At 72.2% G+C, this 21292-nt stretch carries 19 protein-coding genes; 9 read left to right on the plus strand and 10 right to left on the minus strand.

What is annotated here, in order from left to right:
- Positions 1–75: 75 nt before the first annotated feature.
- On the plus strand, positions 76–531 hold the full coding sequence (locus AB0G79_RS12305; protein WP_360804403.1) for a VOC family protein: 456 nt from the start codon (positions 76–78) through the stop codon (positions 529–531).
- 26 nt (positions 532–557) lie between these two features.
- On the opposite strand, the gene AB0G79_RS12310 is transcribed toward AB0G79_RS12305, so the two are convergent.
- The gene (locus AB0G79_RS12310; protein WP_360804406.1) at positions 558–776 is read right to left on the minus strand and encodes a DUF6243 family protein; all 219 of its coding nucleotides are present in this window, start codon (positions 774–776) and stop codon (positions 558–560) included.
- A gap of 191 nt (positions 777–967) precedes the next feature.
- Here AB0G79_RS12310 and AB0G79_RS12315 point away from each other — a divergent pair, with 191 nt between their 5' ends.
- From AB0G79_RS12315 to recQ, 3 genes are all read left to right on the plus strand, one after another.
- Positions 968–3520 (plus strand): discoidin domain-containing protein, encoded by a 2553-nt coding sequence (locus AB0G79_RS12315; RefSeq protein WP_360804409.1) that lies wholly within the window; start codon positions 968–970, stop codon positions 3518–3520.
- Positions 3521–3545: 25 nt separating this feature from the next.
- A complete protein-coding gene (locus AB0G79_RS12320; RefSeq protein ID WP_360804412.1) occupies positions 3546–4127 on the plus strand; it encodes a HutD family protein in 582 nt (193 codons plus the stop codon).
- Positions 4128–4203: 76 nt separating this feature from the next.
- Positions 4204–6261 carry a DNA helicase RecQ gene (recQ, locus tag AB0G79_RS12325; protein ID WP_360804415.1) on the plus strand — a complete coding sequence of 686 codons (2058 nt, stop codon included), beginning with the start codon at positions 4204–4206 and terminating at the stop codon, positions 6259–6261.
- A 34-nt stretch (positions 6262–6295) separates the two neighbouring features.
- Here recQ and AB0G79_RS12330 read toward each other — a convergent pair whose 3' ends face one another.
- On the minus strand, positions 6296–6967 hold the full coding sequence (locus AB0G79_RS12330) for a class I SAM-dependent methyltransferase (RefSeq protein WP_360804418.1): 672 nt from the start codon (positions 6965–6967) through the stop codon (positions 6296–6298).
- A 102-nt stretch (positions 6968–7069) separates the two neighbouring features.
- Here AB0G79_RS12330 and AB0G79_RS12335 point away from each other — a divergent pair, with 102 nt between their 5' ends.
- Together AB0G79_RS12335 and AB0G79_RS12340 are read left to right on the plus strand one after the other, a co-directional pair.
- Positions 7070–8011, plus strand: a complete 942-nt coding sequence (locus tag AB0G79_RS12335) for a hypothetical protein (protein WP_360804421.1) — start codon at positions 7070–7072, stop codon at positions 8009–8011.
- Complete coding sequence (locus tag AB0G79_RS12340; protein WP_360804424.1) at positions 8008–8520, plus strand: HD domain-containing protein; 513 nt, start codon at positions 8008–8010, stop codon at positions 8518–8520. Before AB0G79_RS12335 ends, AB0G79_RS12340 begins: the two co-directional genes overlap by 4 nt.
- Here the strand turns inward: AB0G79_RS12340 and AB0G79_RS12345 are convergent.
- The gene (locus AB0G79_RS12345; RefSeq protein ID WP_360804427.1) at positions 8517–9413 is read right to left on the minus strand and encodes a glycerophosphodiester phosphodiesterase family protein; all 897 of its coding nucleotides are present in this window, start codon (positions 9411–9413) and stop codon (positions 8517–8519) included. The genes AB0G79_RS12340 and AB0G79_RS12345 overlap by 4 nt on opposite strands.
- 199 nt (positions 9414–9612) lie before the next feature.
- On the opposite strand from AB0G79_RS12345, the gene AB0G79_RS12350 reads away from it, so the two are divergent.
- Together AB0G79_RS12350 and AB0G79_RS12355 are read left to right on the plus strand one after the other, a co-directional pair.
- Positions 9613–10308 (plus strand): helix-turn-helix domain-containing protein, encoded by a 696-nt coding sequence (locus AB0G79_RS12350; RefSeq protein WP_360804430.1) that lies wholly within the window; start codon positions 9613–9615, stop codon positions 10306–10308.
- Positions 10309–10478: 170 nt separating this feature from the next.
- On the plus strand, positions 10479–10949 hold the full coding sequence (locus AB0G79_RS12355) for a hypothetical protein (protein WP_360804433.1): 471 nt from the start codon (positions 10479–10481) through the stop codon (positions 10947–10949).
- Positions 10950–11029: 80 nt separating this feature from the next.
- On the opposite strand, the gene AB0G79_RS12360 is transcribed toward AB0G79_RS12355, so the two are convergent.
- The 4 genes from AB0G79_RS12360 to AB0G79_RS12375 all read right to left on the minus strand — a co-directional run bounded on the left by AB0G79_RS12360 (position 11030) and on the right by AB0G79_RS12375 (position 15927).
- Complete coding sequence (locus AB0G79_RS12360; protein ID WP_360804436.1) at positions 11030–12472, minus strand: GH1 family beta-glucosidase; 1443 nt, start codon at positions 12470–12472, stop codon at positions 11030–11032.
- Positions 12473–12543: 71 nt separating this feature from the next.
- Positions 12544–13449 (minus strand): carbohydrate ABC transporter permease, encoded by a 906-nt coding sequence (locus AB0G79_RS12365; RefSeq protein WP_360804438.1) that lies wholly within the window; start codon positions 13447–13449, stop codon positions 12544–12546.
- Positions 13450–13453: 4 nt separating this feature from the next.
- The gene (locus AB0G79_RS12370) at positions 13454–14455 is read right to left on the minus strand and encodes a sugar ABC transporter permease (RefSeq protein ID WP_360804440.1); all 1002 of its coding nucleotides are present in this window, start codon (positions 14453–14455) and stop codon (positions 13454–13456) included.
- A 125-nt stretch (positions 14456–14580) separates the two neighbouring features.
- On the minus strand, positions 14581–15927 hold the full coding sequence (locus AB0G79_RS12375; protein WP_360804443.1) for an ABC transporter substrate-binding protein: 1347 nt from the start codon (positions 15925–15927) through the stop codon (positions 14581–14583).
- Positions 15928–16237: 310 nt separating this feature from the next.
- On the opposite strand from AB0G79_RS12375, the gene AB0G79_RS12380 reads away from it, so the two are divergent.
- On the plus strand, positions 16238–17263 hold the full coding sequence (locus tag AB0G79_RS12380; protein ID WP_360804446.1) for a LacI family DNA-binding transcriptional regulator: 1026 nt from the start codon (positions 16238–16240) through the stop codon (positions 17261–17263).
- Positions 17264–17317: 54 nt separating this feature from the next.
- Here the strand turns inward: AB0G79_RS12380 and AB0G79_RS12385 are convergent, their stop codons facing one another.
- The 3 genes from AB0G79_RS12385 to AB0G79_RS12395 form a co-directional block, all read right to left on the minus strand.
- Entirely contained in the window at positions 17318–17797 is a 480-nt protein-coding gene (locus tag AB0G79_RS12385; protein WP_360804449.1) for a hypothetical protein, read from the minus strand.
- A gap of 92 nt (positions 17798–17889) precedes the next feature.
- Positions 17890–19659, minus strand: coding sequence for a glycoside hydrolase family 6 protein (locus tag AB0G79_RS12390; RefSeq protein ID WP_360804452.1), 1770 nt, complete (start codon positions 19657–19659; stop codon positions 17890–17892).
- Positions 19660–19697: 38 nt separating this feature from the next.
- Positions 19698–21281 carry a cellulase family glycosylhydrolase gene (locus tag AB0G79_RS12395; RefSeq protein WP_360804455.1) on the minus strand — a complete coding sequence of 528 codons (1584 nt, stop codon included), beginning with the start codon at positions 21279–21281 and terminating at the stop codon, positions 19698–19700.
- Positions 21282–21292 lie beyond the last annotated feature (11 nt).

Genomic DNA, 21292 nt, shown 5'->3' on the forward strand with positions numbered 1-21292 from the left:
CCTGTACGGATCCTGTCGTTGGTACGGGCGGCCCGGCGGCCGAGGATGGACTCACCGACAGCGAGAGGAAACACCATGACGAACCCGGTCCCCGACGCGTACAAGAGCGGCGTCCCCTACCTCAACGTGCACGACGCCGCAGCGGCCCTGGACTTCTACCGGACGGCGTTCGGCGCCGAGGTGAGCGCGGAGATCCCGCGCCAGGGGGGCAAGATCGCGCACGCCGAGTTCCGGATCGGCGAGGCCGTGTTCATGCTGCGCGACGAGTACCCCGAGTACCGCTTCCGCAGCCCCCGCACGGTCGGCGGTACGCCGGTCAACCTGCTGGTCTTCGTGCCGGACGTCGAGTCGTTCACCCAGCGGGCCGTCGCCGCCGGGGCGCAGGTGATCCGACCGGTGGAGATGCAGTTCCACGGGGACCTGCAGGCGGAGTTGGAGGACCCGTTCGGGCACTCCTGGTTCTTCACCACCCGAGTCGTGGACATGAGCCGGCAGGAACTGCGGGAGACCGCGGCAGCGGTGAACCTGTGACCGCCGCCGCCCCGGGGCGGCGCGTGTCAGTTCTGGGGGGTGTCGTCGTCGTCCGTCCGGTCGGCGCTCCCGGTCGCCTGGGTCTTCTCGCGCATCTTGCGGATCAGCTCCGCCTTCCGGTCGGCGGCACCCTGGCGGTCGAGGTTGCGGTGCGGCCCGTTGTTCTGGCGTTCGGCCCGGGAGAGCCGCTTGCGCTGGCCGCCGCCCTGGCCCACGGGGTTGTTGATGTTCTTGCTGTCGGTCACGGGTCCATGATGCCCCGTTCCGGCGGACCCGGCCGACCGGGGGGAGGCCGGTCGGTCCGCGGCGGAGTCGGGGGCTCCGGGTCCGGATGGGGCGAATGTCTGCCAACTCCGCTGTTCTCCGGACGAGTTGAGGTGCGCTGCCCTATGTTCTGGGGGTCGTCAGCGGTTCACGGTTCTCCCTGGAGGTCCGCTTGCACCCCAGAAGCGTCCGCGCCCTCACCCGGGCGTTCCGTCGCTCCCCCCTGCTCGTCGCCCTCGCCCTCGGCTCGCTGCTCGTCGCGCTGACGCCCTGGCTGGGAGTGGCGAGCACCGGACCGGGCGGCCGTGGTCCGACGTCCGATCCGTCGCCGGGCGCCGCGGACCAGCGGCCGGCGCAGCAGTCGCCGCATCACGCCGTGGCCCCGGCGAATGCCATGGAACCCGCGGCGCCCCTGCTGAGCAGGACCGGGTGGACCGCCACGGCGAGCGACGAGGAGACCGTCGGCGAGAACGGCCGCGCGGCCAACGTCCTCGACGGCAGTACGGCCACCATCTGGCACAGCAAGTGGACGGGCACCCCGGCTCCGCTGCCCCACAGCATCACCGTCGACATGCACCGCACGGCGGTGGTCTCGGGCCTCGTCTACCAGCCGCGCGTCACCGGGATCAACGGGCGCGTCGGCCAGTACAGCATCAGCCTGAGCACCGACGGCCTGAACTGGGGGAGCCCGGTCGCCACCGGCACGCTCGCGGACGACGCCTCCGCCAAGACCCTCGGCTTCGCCCCGAAGGGCGCCCGGTTCGTCCGGCTCACCGCCGTCACCGAGGCCGGCAACCGCGGCCCGTGGACCTCCGCGGCGGAACTCAACCTGCTCGGCGACCCGGGCACCCCGGCCGCCACCGTCGACCTGCCGCGCACGGGGTGGACCGCCACGGCGAGCGACGAGGAGACCACCAAGGAGAACGGCCGCGCGGGCAACGTCCTCGACGGCGACGCCGCCACCCACTGGCACAGCCGCTACGCGGGGACCCCGGTCCCGCTCCCGCACAGCATCACCATCGACATGCACCGCACGGCATCCGTCGCGGCCCTCGTGTTCCAGCCCCGCAGGGACGGCGTGAACGGACGCGTCGGCGCCTACACGGTCACCACCAGCACCGACGGGACCACCTTCGGCGCGCCCGTCGCCCGGGGCACCTGGCGCGACGACAACACCGTCAAGACCGCCACCTTCACCAGCACCGTCAGCACCCGCTTCATACGCCTGACCGCCACCGGCGAGGCCGGGAACCGCGGGCCCTGGAGCTCCGCCGCCGAGATACGCCTGAGCGGACCCGCCAACCCGGCGGCCCACGGCTCCTGGAGCCGCATCACCGGCTTCCCCCTCGTGCCGGTCGCCACCGCCGTCCTGCCGGGCAACAAGCTCCTGGCCTGGTCGGCGTACGCCGTCGACCGCTTCGGCGGCAGCAACGGCTACACCCAGACCGCGATCCTCGACCTCAAGACCGGCACGGTCACCCAGCGCCGCATCGACAACACCGGACACGACATGTTCTGCCCGGGCATAGCGATGCTCGCCGACGGCCGCGTCCTCGTCACCGGCGGCAGCAACGCCGAGAAGGCCAGCATCTACGACCCGGCCACCGACACCTGGACCGCGACCGCCGACATGAACATCGCCCGCGGCTACCAGGCCATGACCCTGCTCTCCACCGGCGAGGCCTTCGTCCTCGGCGGGTCCTGGAGCGGCGCCGCCGGGGACAAGTCCGGCGAGGTCTGGTCCCCGGCCACCCGCACCTGGCGCACCCTCCCCGGCGTCCCCGCCACCCCCGCGATGACGGCGGACCCCGCCGGCGCCTACCGCGCCGACAACCACATGTGGCTCTACGCGACCACGGGCGGCAAGGTGCTCCAGCTCGGTCCGAGCAAGATGATGAACTGGATCACGACCGGCGGCAGCGGAACCCTCAAGCCGGCCGGCCTGAGGGCCGACAGCCCCGACGCCATGACCGGCAACGCCGTCGCGTACGACATCGGCAAGCTGCTCACGCTGGGCGGCTCGACCGCGTACCAGAACGTGCCCGCCACCCGGCGCGCGTACACCGTGAGCATCAGCGCCGGACAGGCCACGTCCGCGCGCACCGGTGACATGGACCACGCCCGCGGGTTCTCCAACAGCGTCGTCCTGCCCGACGGCAAGGTCGCCGTCTTCGGCGGCCAGTCGTTCCCGGTGCCGTTCAGCGACGCCACCTCCGTGCTGACCCCCGAACTGTGGAACCCGGCGACCGGCCGCTTCACCCCGCTCGCCTCCATGGCCATCCCGCGCAACTACCACAGCGTGGCGAACCTGCTGCCCGACGGGCGGATCTTCTCCGGCGGCGGCGGCCTGTGCGGCGACTGCGCCACCAACCACGCCGACGGGGCCGTGTTCACCCCGCCGTACCTGCTCAACGCGGACGGTACGCCGAAGCCGCGTCCCGTCGTCAGCGGCGGCGTACCGGCCCGGGCGGCCGCCGGCTCCTCGCTCACCGTCACCACCCAGGGCGCGGTGTCCTCCTTCGTCCTGATGCGGGCCGCCGCCGCGACCCACTCGACCGACAACGACCAGCGGCGGGTCCCGCTGAGGTCCACGGCGGTGACCACCGGCACGTACACGGTCTCCCTTCCGGCCGACAAGGGGGCGGTCATCCCGGGCACCTACATGCTCTTCGCCCTGAACGCCCAAGGCGTGCCGAGCGTCGCCAAGTTCATTACCGTGTACTGATCCGCGTACCGACAGGAGCCCCCGCATGCACCACCACCGCTTCGACGTCGAGACCCTGACGGCGGGCAGGTGGCGCAACGGCGGGGGCGCCACGCGGGAGATCGTCTCGTGGCCGGCCGGCGCCGAGGAGTTCCAGTGGCGGGCGAGCGTCGCCGACATCGACGGCGACGGGCCGTTCTCGGCGTTCCCCGGCATCGACCGGACGTTCACGCTCCTCTCCGGCGACGGGGTGCGGCTCACGGAGCCGGGGGCGTACGACCGGACCGCGCGCGTGGGGGAGCCCCTGGAGTTCGCGGGAGACCTGGAGCTCGCCGCCGAACTGCGCGGCGGCGCCTGCCGGGCCCTCAACATCATGGTGCGTCGAGGGCTCCGGTCCGCCCGCGTCGAGCGTGTCGACGGGCGGCCCGTCACGCCGCCCCGCGGCCACGCCGGAGTGCTGTACGTCCTCCAGGGCCGGTGGCGGGCGGGCGCCGAGACGCGCCCCCTGACCGCCGGGCAGGGCGGCTGGTGGACCGGCGACCCGGGCGACGACGAGCCGGAGGAGGGCTTCGCGCCGCTCTCGCCCGACGCCGTCGCGCTCTGGGCGGACCTCGCGCCGCAGGAGTGAGCCCCGCGGGTCCGGAGTTCTCCACAGGTTCCGGTGGGAGGGCCGAGGTGTCGGTGGGGGCCGCTAGTCTTCACGAATGGTCCTTTCCGACGAAACCGCCCAGGTCTCCGACGCCACCGAGGTGCTCCACCGCGTCTTCGGCTACAACTCCTTCCGAGGAGTGCAGCAGGAGATCATCGAGCAGGTCGTCGGCGGCGGCGACGCGCTCGTCCTGATGCCCACCGGCGGCGGCAAGTCGCTCTGCTACCAGATCCCGGCACTCGTCAGGGAGGGCACCGGCGTCGTCATCTCGCCGCTCATCGCCCTCATGCAGGACCAGGTCGACGCCCTCAGGGCGCTCGGCGTCCGCGCCGGATTCCTCAACTCGACGCAGGACCCGTACGAGCGGCAGGCCGTCGAGCAGGCCTTCCTCGCCGACGAACTCGACCTGCTCTACCTCGCCCCCGAGCGGCTGCGGACCGAGGGCACGCAGAGGCTGCTCGACCGGGGCAGGGTCTCCCTCTTCGCGATCGACGAGGCGCACTGCGTCGCCCAGTGGGGCCACGACTTCCGGCCCGACTACCTGGCCCTGTCGATGCTCCACGAGCGCTGGCCCAAGGTGCCCCGGATCGCGCTCACCGCGACCGCCACCGAGGCCACCCACGCCGAGATCGCGGCACGCCTCGGCCTGGAGGAGGCCAAGCACTTCGTCGCGGGCTTCGACCGGCCGAACATCCAGTACCGGATCGTGCCGAAGAACAACCCCCTCAAGCAGCTCCTCGACCTCATCAGGAGCGAGCACGACGGGGACGCGGGCGTCGTCTACTGCCTCTCGCGCTCCTCCGTCGAGAAGACCGCCGCCGCCCTCGTCGAGCAGGGCATCGACGCCGTGCCCTACCACGCGGGCATGGACGCCCGCACGCGCGCCGCGAACCAGGCGCGCTTCCTCCGGGAGGACGGGGTCGTGGTCGTCGCGACCATCGCCTTCGGCATGGGCATCGACAAGCCGGACGTCCGCTTCGTCGCCCACCTCGACCTGCCCAAGTCCGTCGAGGGCTACTACCAGGAGACCGGCCGCGCGGGACGCGACGGCGAGCCCGCCACCGCCTGGTTGGCGTACGGGCTCCAGGACGTCGTCCAGCAGCGCAAGCTCATCGACGGCTCCGAGGGCGACGAGGCGCACCGCCGCTCCCTCGGCATGCACCTCGACGCCATGCTCGCGCTCTGCGAGACCGTCGACTGCCGTCGCGTCCGCCTCCTCGCCTACTTCGGCCAGTCCGGAGAGCCCTGCGGCAACTGCGACACCTGCCTGACCCCGGCCGAGTCCTGGGACGGGACGGTGGCCGCGCAGAAGCTGCTCTCCACCGTGTGGCGGCTCGCCAAGGAGCGGCGCCAGAAGTTCGGCGCCGGGCAGATCATCGACATCCTCCAGGGGAAGCGGACGGCCAAGGTCATCCAGTTCGACCACGACGGCCTGTCGGTCTTCGGCGTCGGCGCCGACCTCGGCACCGCCGAGTGGCGCGGGGTCGTCCGCCAGCTCCTCGCCCAGGGACTCATCGGCGTCGAGGGCGACTACGGCACGCTCGTCCTGACCGAGGCCAGCGGCGAGGTCCTCGGCGGACGCAGGACCGTCGCCATGCGGAAGGAGAAGACGCCCGCCCCCGCGGCCCGCAAGGAGTCCGGCTCCCGCTCCTCCGGCAAGAGCGCCCGTGTCCCGGTCGACCTGCCCGCCGCGGCCGTCCCCGTCTTCGAGGCGCTCCGCGCCTGGCGCGCGGCGACCGCGCGCGAGCAGGGAGTCCCGGCGTACGTCGTCTTCCACGACGCCACGCTCCGGGAGATCGCGACGCGGTTCCCGACGACGGTCGCGGAGCTCGGCACGGTCGGCGGCGTCGGCGAGGCCAAGCTCGACAAGTACGCCGAGGGGGTCCTCGCGACCCTCGCCGAGTGCGAGGCGCCCGGGACGGACTCGCCCGAGCCCGCCGCGGGGGCACCCGCCGAGGCGGCCCCCGCCCCCGCCCGCAGCGCCGCCCCCGCCCGTACGCCCGCCCCCGCCCGCGTCCCCGCTTCCGCGCGGGCCGACGAGCCGCCCTTCGACTTCGACGAAGAGCCGCCCGCCGACCTCGACGACTTCGGGCCGCCGCCCTGGGAGGAGTGAGGGACCCGGGGCACGCAGGAACGAGGGGCCCGGGTCACTCCGCCCGACGGGCGTAACAGAAGACGTGCTCCTCCGGGCCCGCCCGGTCGTCCTCCGGCTGGAAGACCGAGACGGCCTGGTGGAGCACCTCCAACCCGCACTCCTCGCGGATCCGCCGCACGTACTCCTCCGCCGAGAAGCTGGAGACCCGCACCCGGCTCCCCATCCACTCGATCTCCACGTCCTCCACGTCCGCCGGGACGGTCGCCGTCACCAGGTAGCCGCCCGGCGCCACCCACCCGGCGAGCCGTTCCAGCGCGGCGGCCACCTCGGCCCGGCTCATCACCAGGAGCGGGAAGAAGGCGCAGACGGCGTCGTACGTCCCCGGCGGCGCGTCGTACTCCAGCACCCCGCAGTGCTCGAACCGCGCCCCCGGCACCTGCTCTCGGGCCAGCTCGACCATCGTCCGGGACACGTCGATCCCGGTCACGTCGAAGCCGCCCGCGGAGAGGCGGTCGGCGACCGGCCGGCCCGTACCGCTGCCGACGTCGAGCACCGAGGCCCCCGGACGCAGTCGCGCCGCGAGCCAGTCGACCGCCTCCAGCTGCGCCGGCAGATGCCCGAAGGCCCGCTCGTACGCGATGCCCAGGTCGTCGAACAGCTCCGCCGCCGACAGCGCCCTCCGTTCCGTACCGTCGTCCCGCACTCCGAACCGTCCCTTCGCCACACCGTCGTCCGGCCCACCCGGGGGGCCGCTCCGCGGACCCACTACCCTTCTGGGGCGATCCCTACCACCGGGATCCGCCGGTGCCGACACGGGAGGGCGCGCATGAAGCGGAACGGACGCACGGTCCTGAGGGGAATCGCCGCGACGGCGCTGATCGGCGTCCTGGGCGTCACGGCCACCGCCTGCGGCGACGACTCCGCCGACTCCTCCGGTGGCGCGGCGCCGCAGACCGGCCTCACCGCGGCCCTGAGGACCGCGCCCGCCGCGGACGCGGGGACGACCCTCTCCTACTGGGACGTGAAGGCGGCCCGGGACCTCGTGGCCAAGGACAAGGAGCTGTACGGCGGGCTCGACGGCTACGGCATCCCCGAGCTGGCCCAGTCCCGCCACGAGAGCGTCCCCCTCAGGCAGTCGCACGGCTTCGACGAGAAGGACGTGGTCACCGCCCTCCAGATCGGCTCCGACCGCTGGCGGCTCGCCGGCCGCTTCGACCCGGACGCCATGGCCGGCGCCCTGAAGAAGCTCGGATACACCGAGGGCACGACCGACGGCGGAAAGCTCCTCACGAGCAAGGAGGCCGGACAGGTCGCCGTCTCCCCGACCGTCCGCTCCACCTCGGTCTCGCCGGACGCGCCCCCGCCCGCCTTCGCCGCGCCCGGGAAGTCCGTCGCCGACGACCCGGCCTACCAGGCCGTCGCCCGCTGCGTCGGCGACGACGCGTACCTCGCGACCTTCTTCGGCAAGGGGAACGAGTCCCAGACGCGGGACGTGACCCTGTACGCGATCGGCGCCCGCGCCCAGGCCGACGGCTCGTCGCGCGAGCGGCTCTGCGCGCTCACCGTCGACCCGGCGGCCGCCCGCCGCACCGCCGACAGGTTCAACGCCGTCACCGTCCCCGGCGAGCGCTTCGCCGGGGCCACCGTCGACACGGGCGACGGCGACGCACCGCTCGTCACCATGGAGTGGGCCAACGGCCCGAAGCTCCGTCCCGGTGACCAGCTCCGCACCCTCCAGCTGCCGAAGCTGCTCCAGGCCGAGCGGTGACGACCCTCGCCGAGGCCGACGCGCTCGCCGCCCGCGCCCACGCCGGTCAGATCGACAAGGCCGGCGTCCCGTACGTCGAGCACGTCCGTGCCGTCGCCGCCGGACTCGCCCCGCTCGGCGAGGAGTTGGCGATGGCCGGACTGCTCCATGACGTCATCGAGGACACCGACTGGACCGCCGACCGGCTCAGGGCCGCCGGGATCCCGGACCGGGTCGTCACCCTCGTCGAGGCCGTCACCAACCGGCCCGGCCTGTCGTACGAGGAGAAGCTCCGCCGCATCGCGGAGGACCCCGACGCCACCCTGGTGAAGATCGCCGACAACGCCCACAACAGCCGCCCGGACCGCGTCGCCGCCCTCACCCCCGAGCAGCGCGAGCGGCTGACCGCCAAGTACCGGACGGCCCGGGAGATCCTCTGGGCGGGTGCCGACCGCGAACGGATCGCGCGCATCCTCGCCGTCGTCAACCCCGCCCTCCTGGCGGAACTCGACGCCGCGGGCCGCGGCTAACGGGCCCGCCCCGCGTTCCAGCCGGCCAGCTCCGTCGGCCGGTTGGTGATGATCCCGTCCACGCCCAGCGAGTCCAGGGCCTTCCAGCGCTCCGGCTTGTCGACCGTCCACACGTTCACGGCCACGCCCGCCGCGTGCAGCTCGTCCACCACCCGCGGGCGGGCCGCGAGGGCCGTGTCCGAGACGTTGTACGCGGACAGGTCCAGCTCCTCGGCGACGGCGACCGGGTCCGCGTCGAGGGACGCGCGCAGGAGCCCCACGGGAAGCTCGGGCGCGAGCTCCCGCACGTACGCCAGGGACCGGACGTCGAAGCTCTGCACGAAGACCCGGTCCGTCATCGACTGCTCCCGGACCTCCCGCACGATCCGCGCCACCTCCTCACGACTGTGCCGGCCCTTGATCTCCAGGAGCAGGTTCCCCCCGCGCGCCCGCAGGTCCGCCAACTGGGCGGCCAGGGTGGGGATCCGGGCGCCCGCGTACGCCGGGGCGAACCACGAGCCGGCGTCGAGGGCGTCGAGCCGGGCCGCCGTCAGGGAGCGGACCTGGCCCGAGCCGTCGGTCGTCCGGTCGACGGTCGCGTCGTGCAGCACGTACGGCACGCCGTCCGCGCTGGGCTGGACGTCGTTCTCGATCCACGTGGCCCCGCCGCGCCGGGCCACCTCGTCGGCGGCGAGCGTGTTCTCGGGCGCCGCCGAGGACGCGCCCCGGTGGGCGATCACCGTCGGCGGCGCCCCCGCGGGCCGGAGCCACGGCTTCCCGGCCGCCGCCGTGTCCGGGGCGGAGAGCGCGGACGGCACGGCCGGCACGAGGACCGTGGCGAGCGCCACCGCACCGTAGGCGACGCGCCGGGGGCGCCAGGACCGGAGCGCGGCGGACGGGTGTGCGTGGTTCATGAGCACGAGCTTAGGTACGGAGAGTGACGCCGGAGGAACCACACACCGGACGGCGGGTGACAAGTCGTCCGGTTCTCGCCCCCGACGCGCGGCGCGAACCCCTCGCCGACACGCCCCGTTCTGCCGCATGGTGGGAGGAGTGCCCGCGGCCGTGCCATCGGGGGACCGCGGCCGGGGCGCGAGGAGTCGGGGGACTCTCATGAACACGGACACGGTCATGCCCACCGCGCAGCGCGGACGCGGAGTGCTCGAAGGGGCCTTCGCGCTCCTCGACGCCCTGCGGCGCAACGACGACGAGGCCGGGGTGACGGAGCTCGCGCTCGCCTGCGGGGTGCCGAAGGGAACCGTCCACCGGCTGCTCGACCAGCTCGTGGCCGTCGGCGCCGTCGAGCGCACCGGCTCGCGCTACCGCGTCGGCCCGCAGCTCTACCGCCTCGGCCAGGCCTGGGAACCGCACCCCGGCCTCCGGCCCGCCGCCCGCCCCGCCGTCCAGCGGCTGCGGGCGGCCACCGGCGCGAGCGTGGTCCTCGCCGTGCTGCGCGAGGACATGGCGATCACGGTGAGTTCGGCCTCCGGCGAGCTGGAGCCGCTGCTGCCCGTACGCGACGGGATCGCGTTCCATCTCGACACCGCCGCCGGGAAGGCGCTGCGCGGGCCGCTGCGGGGCGGGGCCGTCCTCGACCGCGAGGACGTCATGGACGGGGTGTGCTGCGCCGCGCTCCCGGTCCGCTCCCCGGACGGCCGTACGGTCGCGGCCCTCGCCGCCCTGGTCCCCGCGGGCCGGAGGCTCGACGCGCTCGCCCACGCGGTCGCCGACGCGGGCGCGGCCATCACCCGCGCGCTCGCCCGCGGCGGGGCGAGAAGACCCGTCCCACCGACGGCGCCGGTGCTCTGAGAGCCGGCTCCCGCCCCCGTTCCACTCAGCGGAACGCGCGTAGAACGGGGCCGGGGGAGCAGGGCACAGTAGGTGTCGTGCCAAGGGGAAACGGCACACCGGGCCGCCGGGGGAGGCGGACCGGAGGACATCGAACGTCACGCGAGTGACGACACAGGGGGACCACCATCATGCGCAAGAACCGCGTCGTCCGGGCCGCCGCCACCGCTCTGCTCGGCCTGGGCAGCCTCGGCGCCTTCGCCGGCACCGCGCACGCCGAGCCGATCGACTACGTGAAGATCGAGCTCTTCGAGCTGCACTGCCAGCAGAACAGCGAGGGCGACCACGACGAGGCCTACCTCAAGATCACCGACGCCAACGGGAACGCCGTCAAGGTCTGGCCCGGCAACGGCATCAGCTACCAGACGATGGGCACCGGCTACGTCCGCTCCATGGCGGACGGCAACGGCAACGCGGCCCTCATCCTCGGCAAGGAGCAGGCCCGCACGCTGACCCTCTGGGACAAGGACACGTTCGGCGGCGACGACAAGCTCGGCGCCACGCTCGTCACCGGCAGCGAGGTCGGCGCCGAGACCCAGTGGCGGACGGTCGAGGGCTCCGGCGGCGTGTACGTGATCGGCTACCGGGTCGTCGACATCTGATCGACCCTCACCACATGACGGAGGGAGGGGCCTTGCCGGTGTTCCACCGGCAAGGCCCCTCCCTCCGTGCCCCCTTGGGGTCAGGTCCCGTCGGGGGCGTGCAGCTCGCCCGACTTCGCGACCTGCGCGTACCAGCGCGCGCTCGACTTCGGGGTGCGCTCCAGGGTGTCGTAGTCCACCCGGACCGCGCCGAACCGCTTGGCGTAGCCGTACGCCCACTCGAAGTTGTCGAGCAGCGACCAGAGGAAGTAGCCGCGCAGGTCCACCCCGTCCTCGATCGCCCGGTGCGCGGCCTCCAGGTGCGCGTGGACGTAGGCGGCGCGCTCCGGGTCGTGCACGGAGCCGTCCTCGGCGACCTCGTCCTCGTACGCCGCCCCGTTCTCGCTGATCACCAGCGGGAGTTCGGGGTACGCCCGGGAGATCCGGGTCAGCAGGTCGTACAGCGCGCTCGCGTCGACCGGCCAGCCCATGGCCGTACGCTCGCCGGGAGCGCGGTGGAAGGCGACGGAGTCGGCGCCGGGCCACGGCGAGTGCTCGCTGTTGCCGTGGCCGTCGTCCTGCGGCTTCTCCGCCCCGTCCGGGACGTGCGAGACCAGCGTCGGCGCGTAGTAGTTGATCGCGAGCAGGTCGAGCGGCTGGTTCGCCGTCGCGGTGTCGCCGGGGTGGACGAAGGACCAGTCCGTGAGGTGCGCCGTGTCGGCGATCAGGTCCTCCGGGTAGGCGCCCTCCAGCATCGGGCCGAGCCACACCCGGTTGCCGACGGCGTCGATCCGGCGGACCGCGTCGACGTCCTCGGGCGAGGAGGTCAGCGAACGCAGCTCGTGCAGGTTGAGCGAGACCGAGATCTGGCGGTCCGCCGGCAGCTCGGCGCGCAGCGCCTGGACCGCCAGCCCGTGCCCGAGGTTGAGGTGGTGGGCGGCGCGCAGCGCGTCGACCGGGTCGGTGCGGCCCGGGGCGTGGACCCCGGAGCCGTACCCCAGGAAGGCGCTGCACCACGGCTCGTTGAGGGTGGTCCAGCGGGTGACGCGGTCGCCGAGGGCGCCCGCGACGATCCCGGCGTACTCGGCGAACCGCTCGGCGGTCGCCCGCTCCGGCCAGCCGCCCGCGTCCTCCAGCTCCTGGGGCAGGTCCCAGTGGTAGAGCGTGAGGGCGGGCTCGATCCCGGCGGCGAGAAGCTCGTCGACGAGCGACCGGTAGAAGTCGAGGCCCTTCTGCACGGCCGGACCGCGGCCGGTGGGCTGGACGCGGGACCAGGAGACGGAGAACCGGTAGGCGTTCAGGCCCAGTTCGGACATGATGCCGACGTCCTCGCGGAACCGGTGGTAGTGGTCCACGGCCACGTCACCGGTGTGGCCCTCGAAGACCTTGCCGGGCGTGTGCGAGAAGGTGTCCCAGATGGAGGGGGTGCGGCCGTCCTCCGTCGCCGCCCCTTCGATCTGGTACGCGGCGGTGGCGGCGCCCCAGAGGAAGTTCGGCGGAAACGAGCGGGTGGCGGTGAGCGGCCGGGTTTCGGACGCGGTCATAGGAGAGCGCTCCCAACGCGGGTACGGGGAAGGGACGTTCGGACGGGGAGGAGGTGAGCCCGTGCGGGGGCTCAGCTCTTGACGGCGCCGGCCGTGATGCCGCCGACGATGTGCTTGCCGAGGAAGGCGAAGACGGCGAGCAGCGGCAGCGTGGATATGAGGGCGCCGGTCAGGACGACGGCGTGGTCCACCGTGTGGTTGCCCGCGCCGAGTCCGGCGAGGGCCACCTGGAGGGTGGGGTTGCCGTCCTGGGTCAGGGCGATGAACGGCCAGAAGAAGTCGTTCCAGGCCTGGACGAAGACGAGCATCCCGAGGACGGCCATGGCCGGGCGGGCCACCGGGAAGACCACGTGCCAGATGACCCGCAGGCTGTGCGCGCCGTCCATGCGGGCCGCCTCGACGAGCTCGACGGGCAGCGCCTCCACCAGGAACTGGCGCATGAAGAACACGCCGAAGGCGGCGACGAGCGAGGGCAGGACGACCGACTGGAGCTGGTCGAACCAGCCGAGGTCGGTGATGATCCGGTACAGCGGGATGACGCTGAGCTGCGGTGGCACGGTCATCGTCGCGACCACGAGCGAGAGCAGGACGCCGCGCCCCCGGAAGGGCAGCTTGGCGAAGGCGAAGCCGGCGAGCGTCGAGAAGGCGACCGTCGACAGGGCCACGAGACCGGCCACGATCGTCGTGTTGATCAGCGCCTCGCCCATGTGGACCTGGTTCCAGGCGAAGCTGAGGTTGTCGAACAGGCGGGGGCCGGGCAGCAGGGGCGCCGGTGCCTGGACGACCCGCTCGCCGGTGTGCGAGGCGGCGACGAGGTTCCAGTACAGCGGGAAGAGCGAGACGGCCGCGGCGAGGATCAGCAGGACGTAGGTGAACGGTCCCGCGTGGTGCTGGCGGCCGGCGGACTGACGGAACCGGGTGCGGGTGTCGGAGCGGCGTGCCCCGACGGGCTTCGTCGTGTCGAGCGTGCTGGCCATGGGGTCAGCCTCCCAGCTTCTTGCGGTTGTGACGGGAGACGAGGGCCTGGACACCGCCGACGACCAGCAGAAGGAGCAGCATGATCCACGCGATGGCCGAGGCCTGGCCGAGCGAGTTGTTCACCCAGCCCTTCTCGTACATCAGCAGGCTCAGCGTCTGGAACTGGTTGCCGCTGCCGCCGCTGATGCCGACGCTGCCGCCGAAGAGCATGGGCTCGCCGAAGAGCTGGGTCGCGCCGATCGTGGAGACGACGACGGTGAAGAGGATCGTCGGCCGGATCGACGGGATCGTGACGCTGATGAACTGGCGCCAGCGCGAGGCACCGTCGAGCGAGGCGGCCTCGTACAGGTCCTGCGGGACGGCCTGCATCGCGGCCAGGTAGATCAGCGCGTTGTAGCCGGTCCAGCGCCAGGTGACGATCGTCGAGATGGCGATCTGCGCCGGCCACTTGGACGACTCCCAGTTCACCGGGTCGAAACCGAACCAGCCGAGGAAGCTGTTGATCATCCCGTAGTCGGTGTTGAACAGCTGGGCGAAGACCAGTGTCGCCGCCGCGATCGACGTGGCGTACGGGGCGAGGACCGCGATGCGGAAGAAGCCGCGGCCCCGGAGCTTGTAGTTGAGCAGGTGCGCGAGGCCGAGGGCCATGAGCAGCTGGGGGACGGTGGAGATGACCCCGATGGTGAAGGTGTTGAAGAGCGCGTTCCAGAAGAACTCGCTGGTGGCGAGGTCGGTGTAGTTCTCCAGACCCTTCCACTGCGGCTCGCCGCCGAGCTGTACGCGGTTGAGCGAGAGCCAGCCCGTGTAGATCAGCGGGAAGAGGCCGAAGGCGGCGAAGGTGAGGAAGAAGGGGGCGATGAAGACGTACGGGATCGCCTTGATGTCCCAGCGGTACAGGGTGCTGCGCCAGCCGCCCGGGGCGGGGCGCGGGCTCCGGGGGCCGGAGGAGGGCGGTGCGGCGGGCGGCGCGGGGCCGTCGGACCTCGCCCGAACGGAGGTGGCCACGGGGGCGTCCTTCCAGGTGGATGCGTGCGGTGCTGCGGGCGGGGCCGGTCCGCCGCCGCCCGCCGTCGCCCGCCGGGGCGGGCCGGGGAGGGGCGGGCGGCTGCGGACCGGCGCTCGGCCTTCCGCTACTGACCGACCTTGTCGTCGATCAACTTCTTGACGTTCTCCCAGGCCTTGGCCGGGTCGGTGCCGCGCTGCTCGATGTCGAGGATGCCGTTGTCGGTGATGATCGTCTTCACCTGGCCGTCGTACGGGCTGATCGAGGCGGGCGTGATGCCGGCGGCGGCGGAGGAGAAGATCTTGCCGACCGGGGTGTCGCCGAAGTACGGCAGCTTGGCCTCCTGGACCGCCGGGGAGATCAGCGTGTCCTTCGAGGACGGGATGTTGCCGTTGACCGCGAAGACCTTGGCGTGCTGCGCGGGGGCGGTCAGCCAGGCGGCGAGCTCGGCCGCCTCCTTGGTGTGCTTCCCGGACTTCGGCACGGCGAGGAAGGCACCGCCCCAGTTGCCGGCGACCGGCGGCGCGGCGATGTCCCACTTGCCCTGGTTGGCGGGGCCGGCCTGGTCCTTGATGATGCCGGTCATCCAGCTCGGGCAGGCGACCGTGGCGAACTTCGAGTTCTTGAAGGCGGCGTTCCAGGTGCCCTTCTCGTCGAACTGGCGGAGCTTGGCGCTGAGGCCCTCCTTGCTCGCCGCGACGGCGGTCTCCCAGGCCTTCTTCACGCCGGGGCTGTTCTCCCAGTCGAGCTTGCCGCTCGTGTCGGCGTACTGGACGGGGTCGCTGGAGATGACGGCGTTGAACAGGCCGCTCGCCGAGTCGTGGAAGGCGGTCCCGGCCGGGGCGTTCTTCTTGTACGTACGGCCGACCTCGACGAACTTGGACCAGTCGCCGGCCCAGAGCTTGGCGACCTCGTCGCGCTCGGTCGGGAGCTTGGCCTTGGCGAAGAGGTCCTTGTTGTAGCAGACGGCCATGGGGCCGATGTCGGTGCCGAGGCCGATGACGCTGCCGCTCGCCGTGGTCGCCTGCTTGACCTTCCAGTCGAGGAACGCGCCCAGGTCGGCGCCGCCCTCCTTGCTCAGGTCGACCCACTTGTCGGCCATGGTCTCGCCGGTGGCCTCGGCGATGTAGCCGACCTCGACGGCCTGGATGTCGGCGACGCCGCTGTTCTGGGTGAGGCGGAGCTTGAGCGTGTCCCAGTACTTCTGGCCGTCGGAGACGTTCGTCTCCTCGATCTTGATGTTCGGGTGGGACTTCTCGTACTCGGCGTAGAGCTTCGCGCCGGTCTTGTTGTCGTACCCGAAGGAGCCGAAGGTGCCGACCCGCAGGGTGATCTTGCCGCCCCCGGCACCGCCGTTCCCGCCGGCGTTGTCGTCGCCGTCGCCGCCGCAACCGGTGAGCAGGGTCGTACCGGCCACGACGACCGCGACCGCCGCGACGGCCGTACGACGACCGCGTCTGCTGGAAGTGCGCATTCCACTCTCCTCGTCCCAAAGGTGGTGCTCGCTGTGCGCTGTGTGGGCCCCCGGCGGGACCGTGTGGGCCCCTGTATGGGAGCGCTCCCACGTCGTTGCCGGAAGGTTGCTGCCTGGCGGGTGCGGGTGTCAAGACATGAACACGGATTCGTTACCGGAAGGTTTTCCGGGCGTTTCGGCGTGCGCTACCGGCCACATGGCCGTCATCTCCTGAACGCAAGGTCGTGGCGTGCGGGTGTCCGCGTGGATTAGGGTGAGCGCGACATGGGAGCGCTCCCATAGCTTCCGTGTCCAGGAGGGGAGTTCGGCGGTGGCGAACGGACGGCAGAGCGGCAGACCGACTCTGGAGCAGGTCGCGGCCAGGGCCGGGGTCGGACGGGGAACGGTCTCCCGCGTCATCAACGGCTCCCCCCGGGTGAGCGAGCAGGCCAGAACCGCCGTCGCCAGAGCCGTCGCCGAACTCGGCTACGTCCCCAACCAGGCCGCGCGCGCCCTCGCGGGCAGCCGCACCGACGCCATCGCGCTGGTCATTCCCGAGGCCGAGGCGCGGCTCTTCGCGGAGCCGTACTTCCTCGACCTCATCCGGGGCGTCAGCGCCGAACTGGCCGACGCGGACAAGCAGCTCCTCCTCACCCTGGTCCGCAGCGCGCAGGAGCGGCAGCGCTTCGAGCAGTACCTCGCCGCCCAGCGCGTCGACGGCGTCCTCCTCGCCTCCGTCCACGGCGACGACCCGCTCCCCGAGCGCATCCGCGAACTCGGCATCCCCGTCGTCATGAACGGCCGCCGTTCGGAGGCCGAACCCGTGCCGTACGTCGACTCCGACAACATCGGCGCGGGGCGGGCGGCCGTCGCGCACCTCGTGGGGCGCGGCCGGAGCCGCATCGCCACCGTCACCGGCCCGCTCGACATGTACGTGGCACGGGCCAGGCTCGGTGGCTACCGCGCCGGCCTCGCCGAGGCCGGGCACGCCCCCGACGAGGGCCTGGTGGCCGCCGGCGACTTCACCGAGGAGGGCGGCCGGCGGGCCATGCGCGAACTGCTCGACCGCAGCCCCGGCCTGGACGCCGTCTTCGCCGCGTCCGACGTGATGGCGGCGGGCGTGCGCGGGGTGCTGCGGGAGGCGGGCCGGCGGGTGCCCGAGGACGTGGCGCTCGTCGGCGTCGACGACTCGCCGGTGGCCCGCCTCATGGACCCGCCGCTGACGAGCGTGCGGCAGCCCATCGAGGAGATGGGGCGGACGATGGCGCGGATGCTGATGGGTGAGATCGCCGAGGCGCGCGAGGAGGCACGCAGCCAGGTACTGCCGACGGAGCTGGTCGTGCGGGAGTCCTGCTGAGGCGCTGGTCGGAGGCAGGGGGGAAGACGGCCTTCGGGGGAGGTCGCGCGGCCGTCAGTCCCACGCGTTGAAGAGCACTCCGCCCAGTGTGGTGACGCCGTAGAGGCGGGCCTGGCGCCACTCGCCCCGGGTCAGGACCGAGGTGTCCACCTCCGCGAGGGGGAGGGCGAGCAGCTCCCCGCCCAGCACGGTGAAGCCCGTCTCGGCGAAGACGTGCGCCCACGGCGGAGGGGAGAGGAACTCCTCCCGGTACCAGTCCCGGCGCTCGCCGGCGAAGGCGATCCAGGGATGGTGCGCGTGGCACAGGACGACGGTCTCGCCGGTGCGGCCGAGGACGGTCGCGATGTGGAAGGTCCGGGGATACCCCTGTGCCTCGATCCCGCCCACCTCGCCCCCGGTGGCGCGGGCGGCGGCGTGCAGCGCGGTGCGGAACGCGCGGACGTCGGACGCCGGCAGCGGACCGTCCTCCGGGACGAAGAAGCCCGTCGCACCCCGCGGCAGCGTGAAGCGCGGGCTCCCGTCCTCCTTGATCACGGTGCCTATCCTGCTCGATGTACGGGCGCGCCGCGACCGGCCGATGCCCCTCGTGGGCATCGGCCGGCCGCAGGCTGGTCAGGCGGGGGGTGCTAGAGCGCCGGGTAGGCGTTCTTCATGAGCTCCTGGAACTGGGCCGAGAACCACTTGCCGGCCAGGGGGGCGTCCGGGAGGGAGCCCGACATGCTGTTCCCGTTGCGGACGTTGCCCGTGTAGGTCGGGTCGCACATCCGGTCGAAGCCCTTGCCCTCGGTGTTCGGGATCTCCTTCGAGGCGCCGTCGGACTCGCCCGGGGGCTTCATCCAGACGTACGCGTCGATGCCCGCGGCGGGCGCGGCCTTGGGTCGCTCGCCGAGGCCCGCTCCGGCCTGGTTGCACCAGTTGCCGGGGTTGATCCGGCGGTCGATGCGGCTGCCCTCGATGTAGGCGTCGACGCTGGTCTTCGCCGCGGGGGCGGTGGGCCGGTTGGCTCCGCCCCAGCCGTTGCGGGAGGTGTCGATCAGCATGCCGATCTTGCTGTCGAAGCCGATGGAGACCAGCTTGTCGCGCATGGCCTGGGCGTACGACTGCTCGTCGACGTACTGGTTCCAGTCGACCCACTTCGACTGGCGCACCGTCGTGCCGTTGACGGTGTCGGTGACGGAGAAGTGCGGTTCGACGGTGGCGCTGTAGTTGGCGGTGTTTACGATGAAGCCGTGGACGTTGGCCACCGTGGAGCCCTCGGCGGTCGCGGCCTGCTTGAACAGGTCGGCGGAGGGGGCGAAGTTGGAGTCCCAGCCGAGCCAGCCGTGGTGGCCGGCGTCGAGGTAGTTGTACACGTTGGGGATCGCGCCGAGCTTCTTGAGCGCGTAACCGACGCCCTTGATGTAGTTGCCGTTCTCCTTCATGACGTTGCAGTTGGCCGTCTCGGTCGGGCGACCGGCGACGTTGGTGACGAGGTTCGGCAGGGAGTCGATCTCGACCGTGGTGACGATCCGGAGACCCGCGTACTTCGGGTCGGCGAAGATCGCCGCGATCGGGTCGATGTACTCGGTCCGGTAGCGGTCGATCTCCGTGGCGCCCAGCTCGCCGTTGGAGGCGAGGGCGGCGCAGTCGCGGCCGGGCAGGTTGTAGATGACGAACTGGACGGTCAGCTCGCCGGTGCCCTTCTGCTCCAGGGCCTTGTCGAGGTGGGCCCGGATGCCCATGGCGCCGTTCGCCCCGTTGATGGCGGCGATGCGGTCGATCCAGATGCCGGTGGGCTGGCTGGAGATCCTGCTGCCGCCCGGTTCGGCGGCCGCGTTGGCGGACCATTCGGGGTTCACGTACATCTTGGCGCCGACGTACGGGTTGTCGGCCTTGGCACCGGCCGGCGGTGTCGTGGGCGGAGTGGTGGGCGGGGTGGTCGGCGGCGTCGTCGGGGGAGTGGTGGGCGGCGTGGTCGGCGGGTCGACGACGCCGTTGCAGGCGATGCCGTTGAGCTTGAAGCTCGTCGGGATCGCGTTGGTGCCGCTGTACGACCCGTTGAAGCCGAAGGACGTCGAACCGCCGGTGGTGAGCGTGCCGTTGTACGACATGTTCTTGGCGGTGACGGCGGCGCCGGACTGGGTGATGGTGGCGTTCCAGCCCTGGGTGACCTGCTGGTTGCCGCCGTAGGACCATTCGAGGGTCCAGGAGGCGACCGGGTCGCCGGTGTTGGTGACGATCACGTTGGCACCGAAACCGGTGCCCCACTGGTTGGTGATCTGGTAGTCGACCTTGCAACCGGGGGTCGCGGCCCCGGCCGCGCCGGTGCCGAAGACGGTCGCGGTGGCGCCGGTGGCCGTGATCAGGCCGAGCGCCGCCAGGAGGGCGGTGCGGCTGGTGCTTCTGGTGCGGCTCATGCGGGTGGGGGTTCCTTTCGCGGGATACTCGGGTGACTTCATGAGGCGAGGGAGCGCAGGTGGTCGCGCAGCCCGATGCCGAACGCGGTCGGAGTGCCGTCGTACGAACTGATCAGTGCGGGACCCGAGTTGCAGTTCCATGTGTTCCAGGTCCAGCCCAGGTACGAGAGGCCGCGGTCGTCGAACCACTTCATGACGCGGTCGATGAACGCGTGTCCGCAGGTGTTCTCGCCGATCTCGCCCGCCAGCAGGGGCACTTGGGCGGAGACGGGGGCGAGGGTGTCGTTCCAGCACGTCTCGGTGGAGCAGGTGTTGAAGTTGTAGACGTGCCAGGCGGCGGCCAGATTCGCCGCCGGGTCGGTGGGTCGGTACGTGAGCCACTGGCTGAGGTCGTTGGAGTACGCGATGCCCGGGACGAGAACCAGGTTCTTCGCCCCCGTGGCGCGGACCGCGTCCACCAGGTCCTGCATGCCGGCGACCTCGTAACCGATGCCGGGGCAGCTGCCTCCGTCGCGCCAGCAGGTCCATGCCTGGGTCGCGGTGGAGGTCGCCCGGTCCGGGTAGGGCTCGTTGAAGAGGTCGAAGACGACCCGCTTGTCGTTCTTGAAGGTGTTCGCCACCGAGGTCCAGAACGCCGGGGTGTACTGGGCGTTCGGCATCGGCTTCTGGCAGGAGGCGTGCACGTCGGAGCAGCCCGACGAGTTCCCCGTGTACTGGCCGTACGACCAGTGCAGTTCCACGACCGGCGTCATCCCGTGGGCGAGGACCCTGGTCACCAGGTCCTTGACCGCGTTGACGTAGTTCGTGCCCCGGTACTCGGGCTTGATGTTGTCCAGGCCGAGCCAGCACTCCTCGTTGAGGGGAATGCGGACCGTGTTGGCCTTCCAGTCGGCGATGGCCTTGACCGAGGCGTCGTCGACGGGACCGTCGAAGAAGCCGTAGCCCTGGACGCACATGAACTCGCCGCCGGAGCGGTTGACGCCGAGGAGGCGGCGGACCGCGCCGTTCTGGTCGGTGAACTTGTTTCCGCTCACGGTGAGTTGGGGAGCGCCCGTGACCGGAGTCGGGGGTGGTGACGTGGGGGGAGTGGTGGTGGGCGGCGGAGTCGTGGGGGGAAGGGTCGTGGGAGGGGGAGTGGTCGGGGGTGTCGTGGTGGGAGGCGCGGTCGTCGGCGGCGCCGTGGTCGGTGGCGTCGTCGGCCCGCCCGTGTCGCACGGCGTGCCGCCCAGGGTGAAGGCGGTCGGGGCCGTGTTGGCCCCCGTCCAGGAGGCGATGAAGCCGGTCGTCACCTTCGCGCCCGTGGCGAGCGACGCGTTCCAGCTCTCGTTGACGACCGTGACGTCGGCCCCGGTCTGGGACCACTTGCCGCCCCAGCCCTGGCTGACGACCTGGCCGGCCGGGAAGGCGAAGCCGAGGCTCCAACCGTTCAGCGCGGCGCTGTTGTTGGTGACGGTGACGGCACCCTGGTAGCCGCCGGACCACTGGCCGGCGACCGAGTACTCCACTGTGCAGGCGGGTGCGGCCGCGGCTCCTGAGGCCGTACCCACGACGGCGAGAGCGGTGCTCGCCATCGTGAGCGCCGCTCCGGAGAGCAGCGCGGTGAGACGTGGGGGATGTCGCATGAGCGAGTCCT

It is taken from the genome of Streptomyces sp. NPDC020807 (assembly GCF_040641575.1).
In the GTDB taxonomy this organism is placed as follows: domain Bacteria; phylum Actinomycetota; class Actinomycetes; order Streptomycetales; family Streptomycetaceae; genus Streptomyces.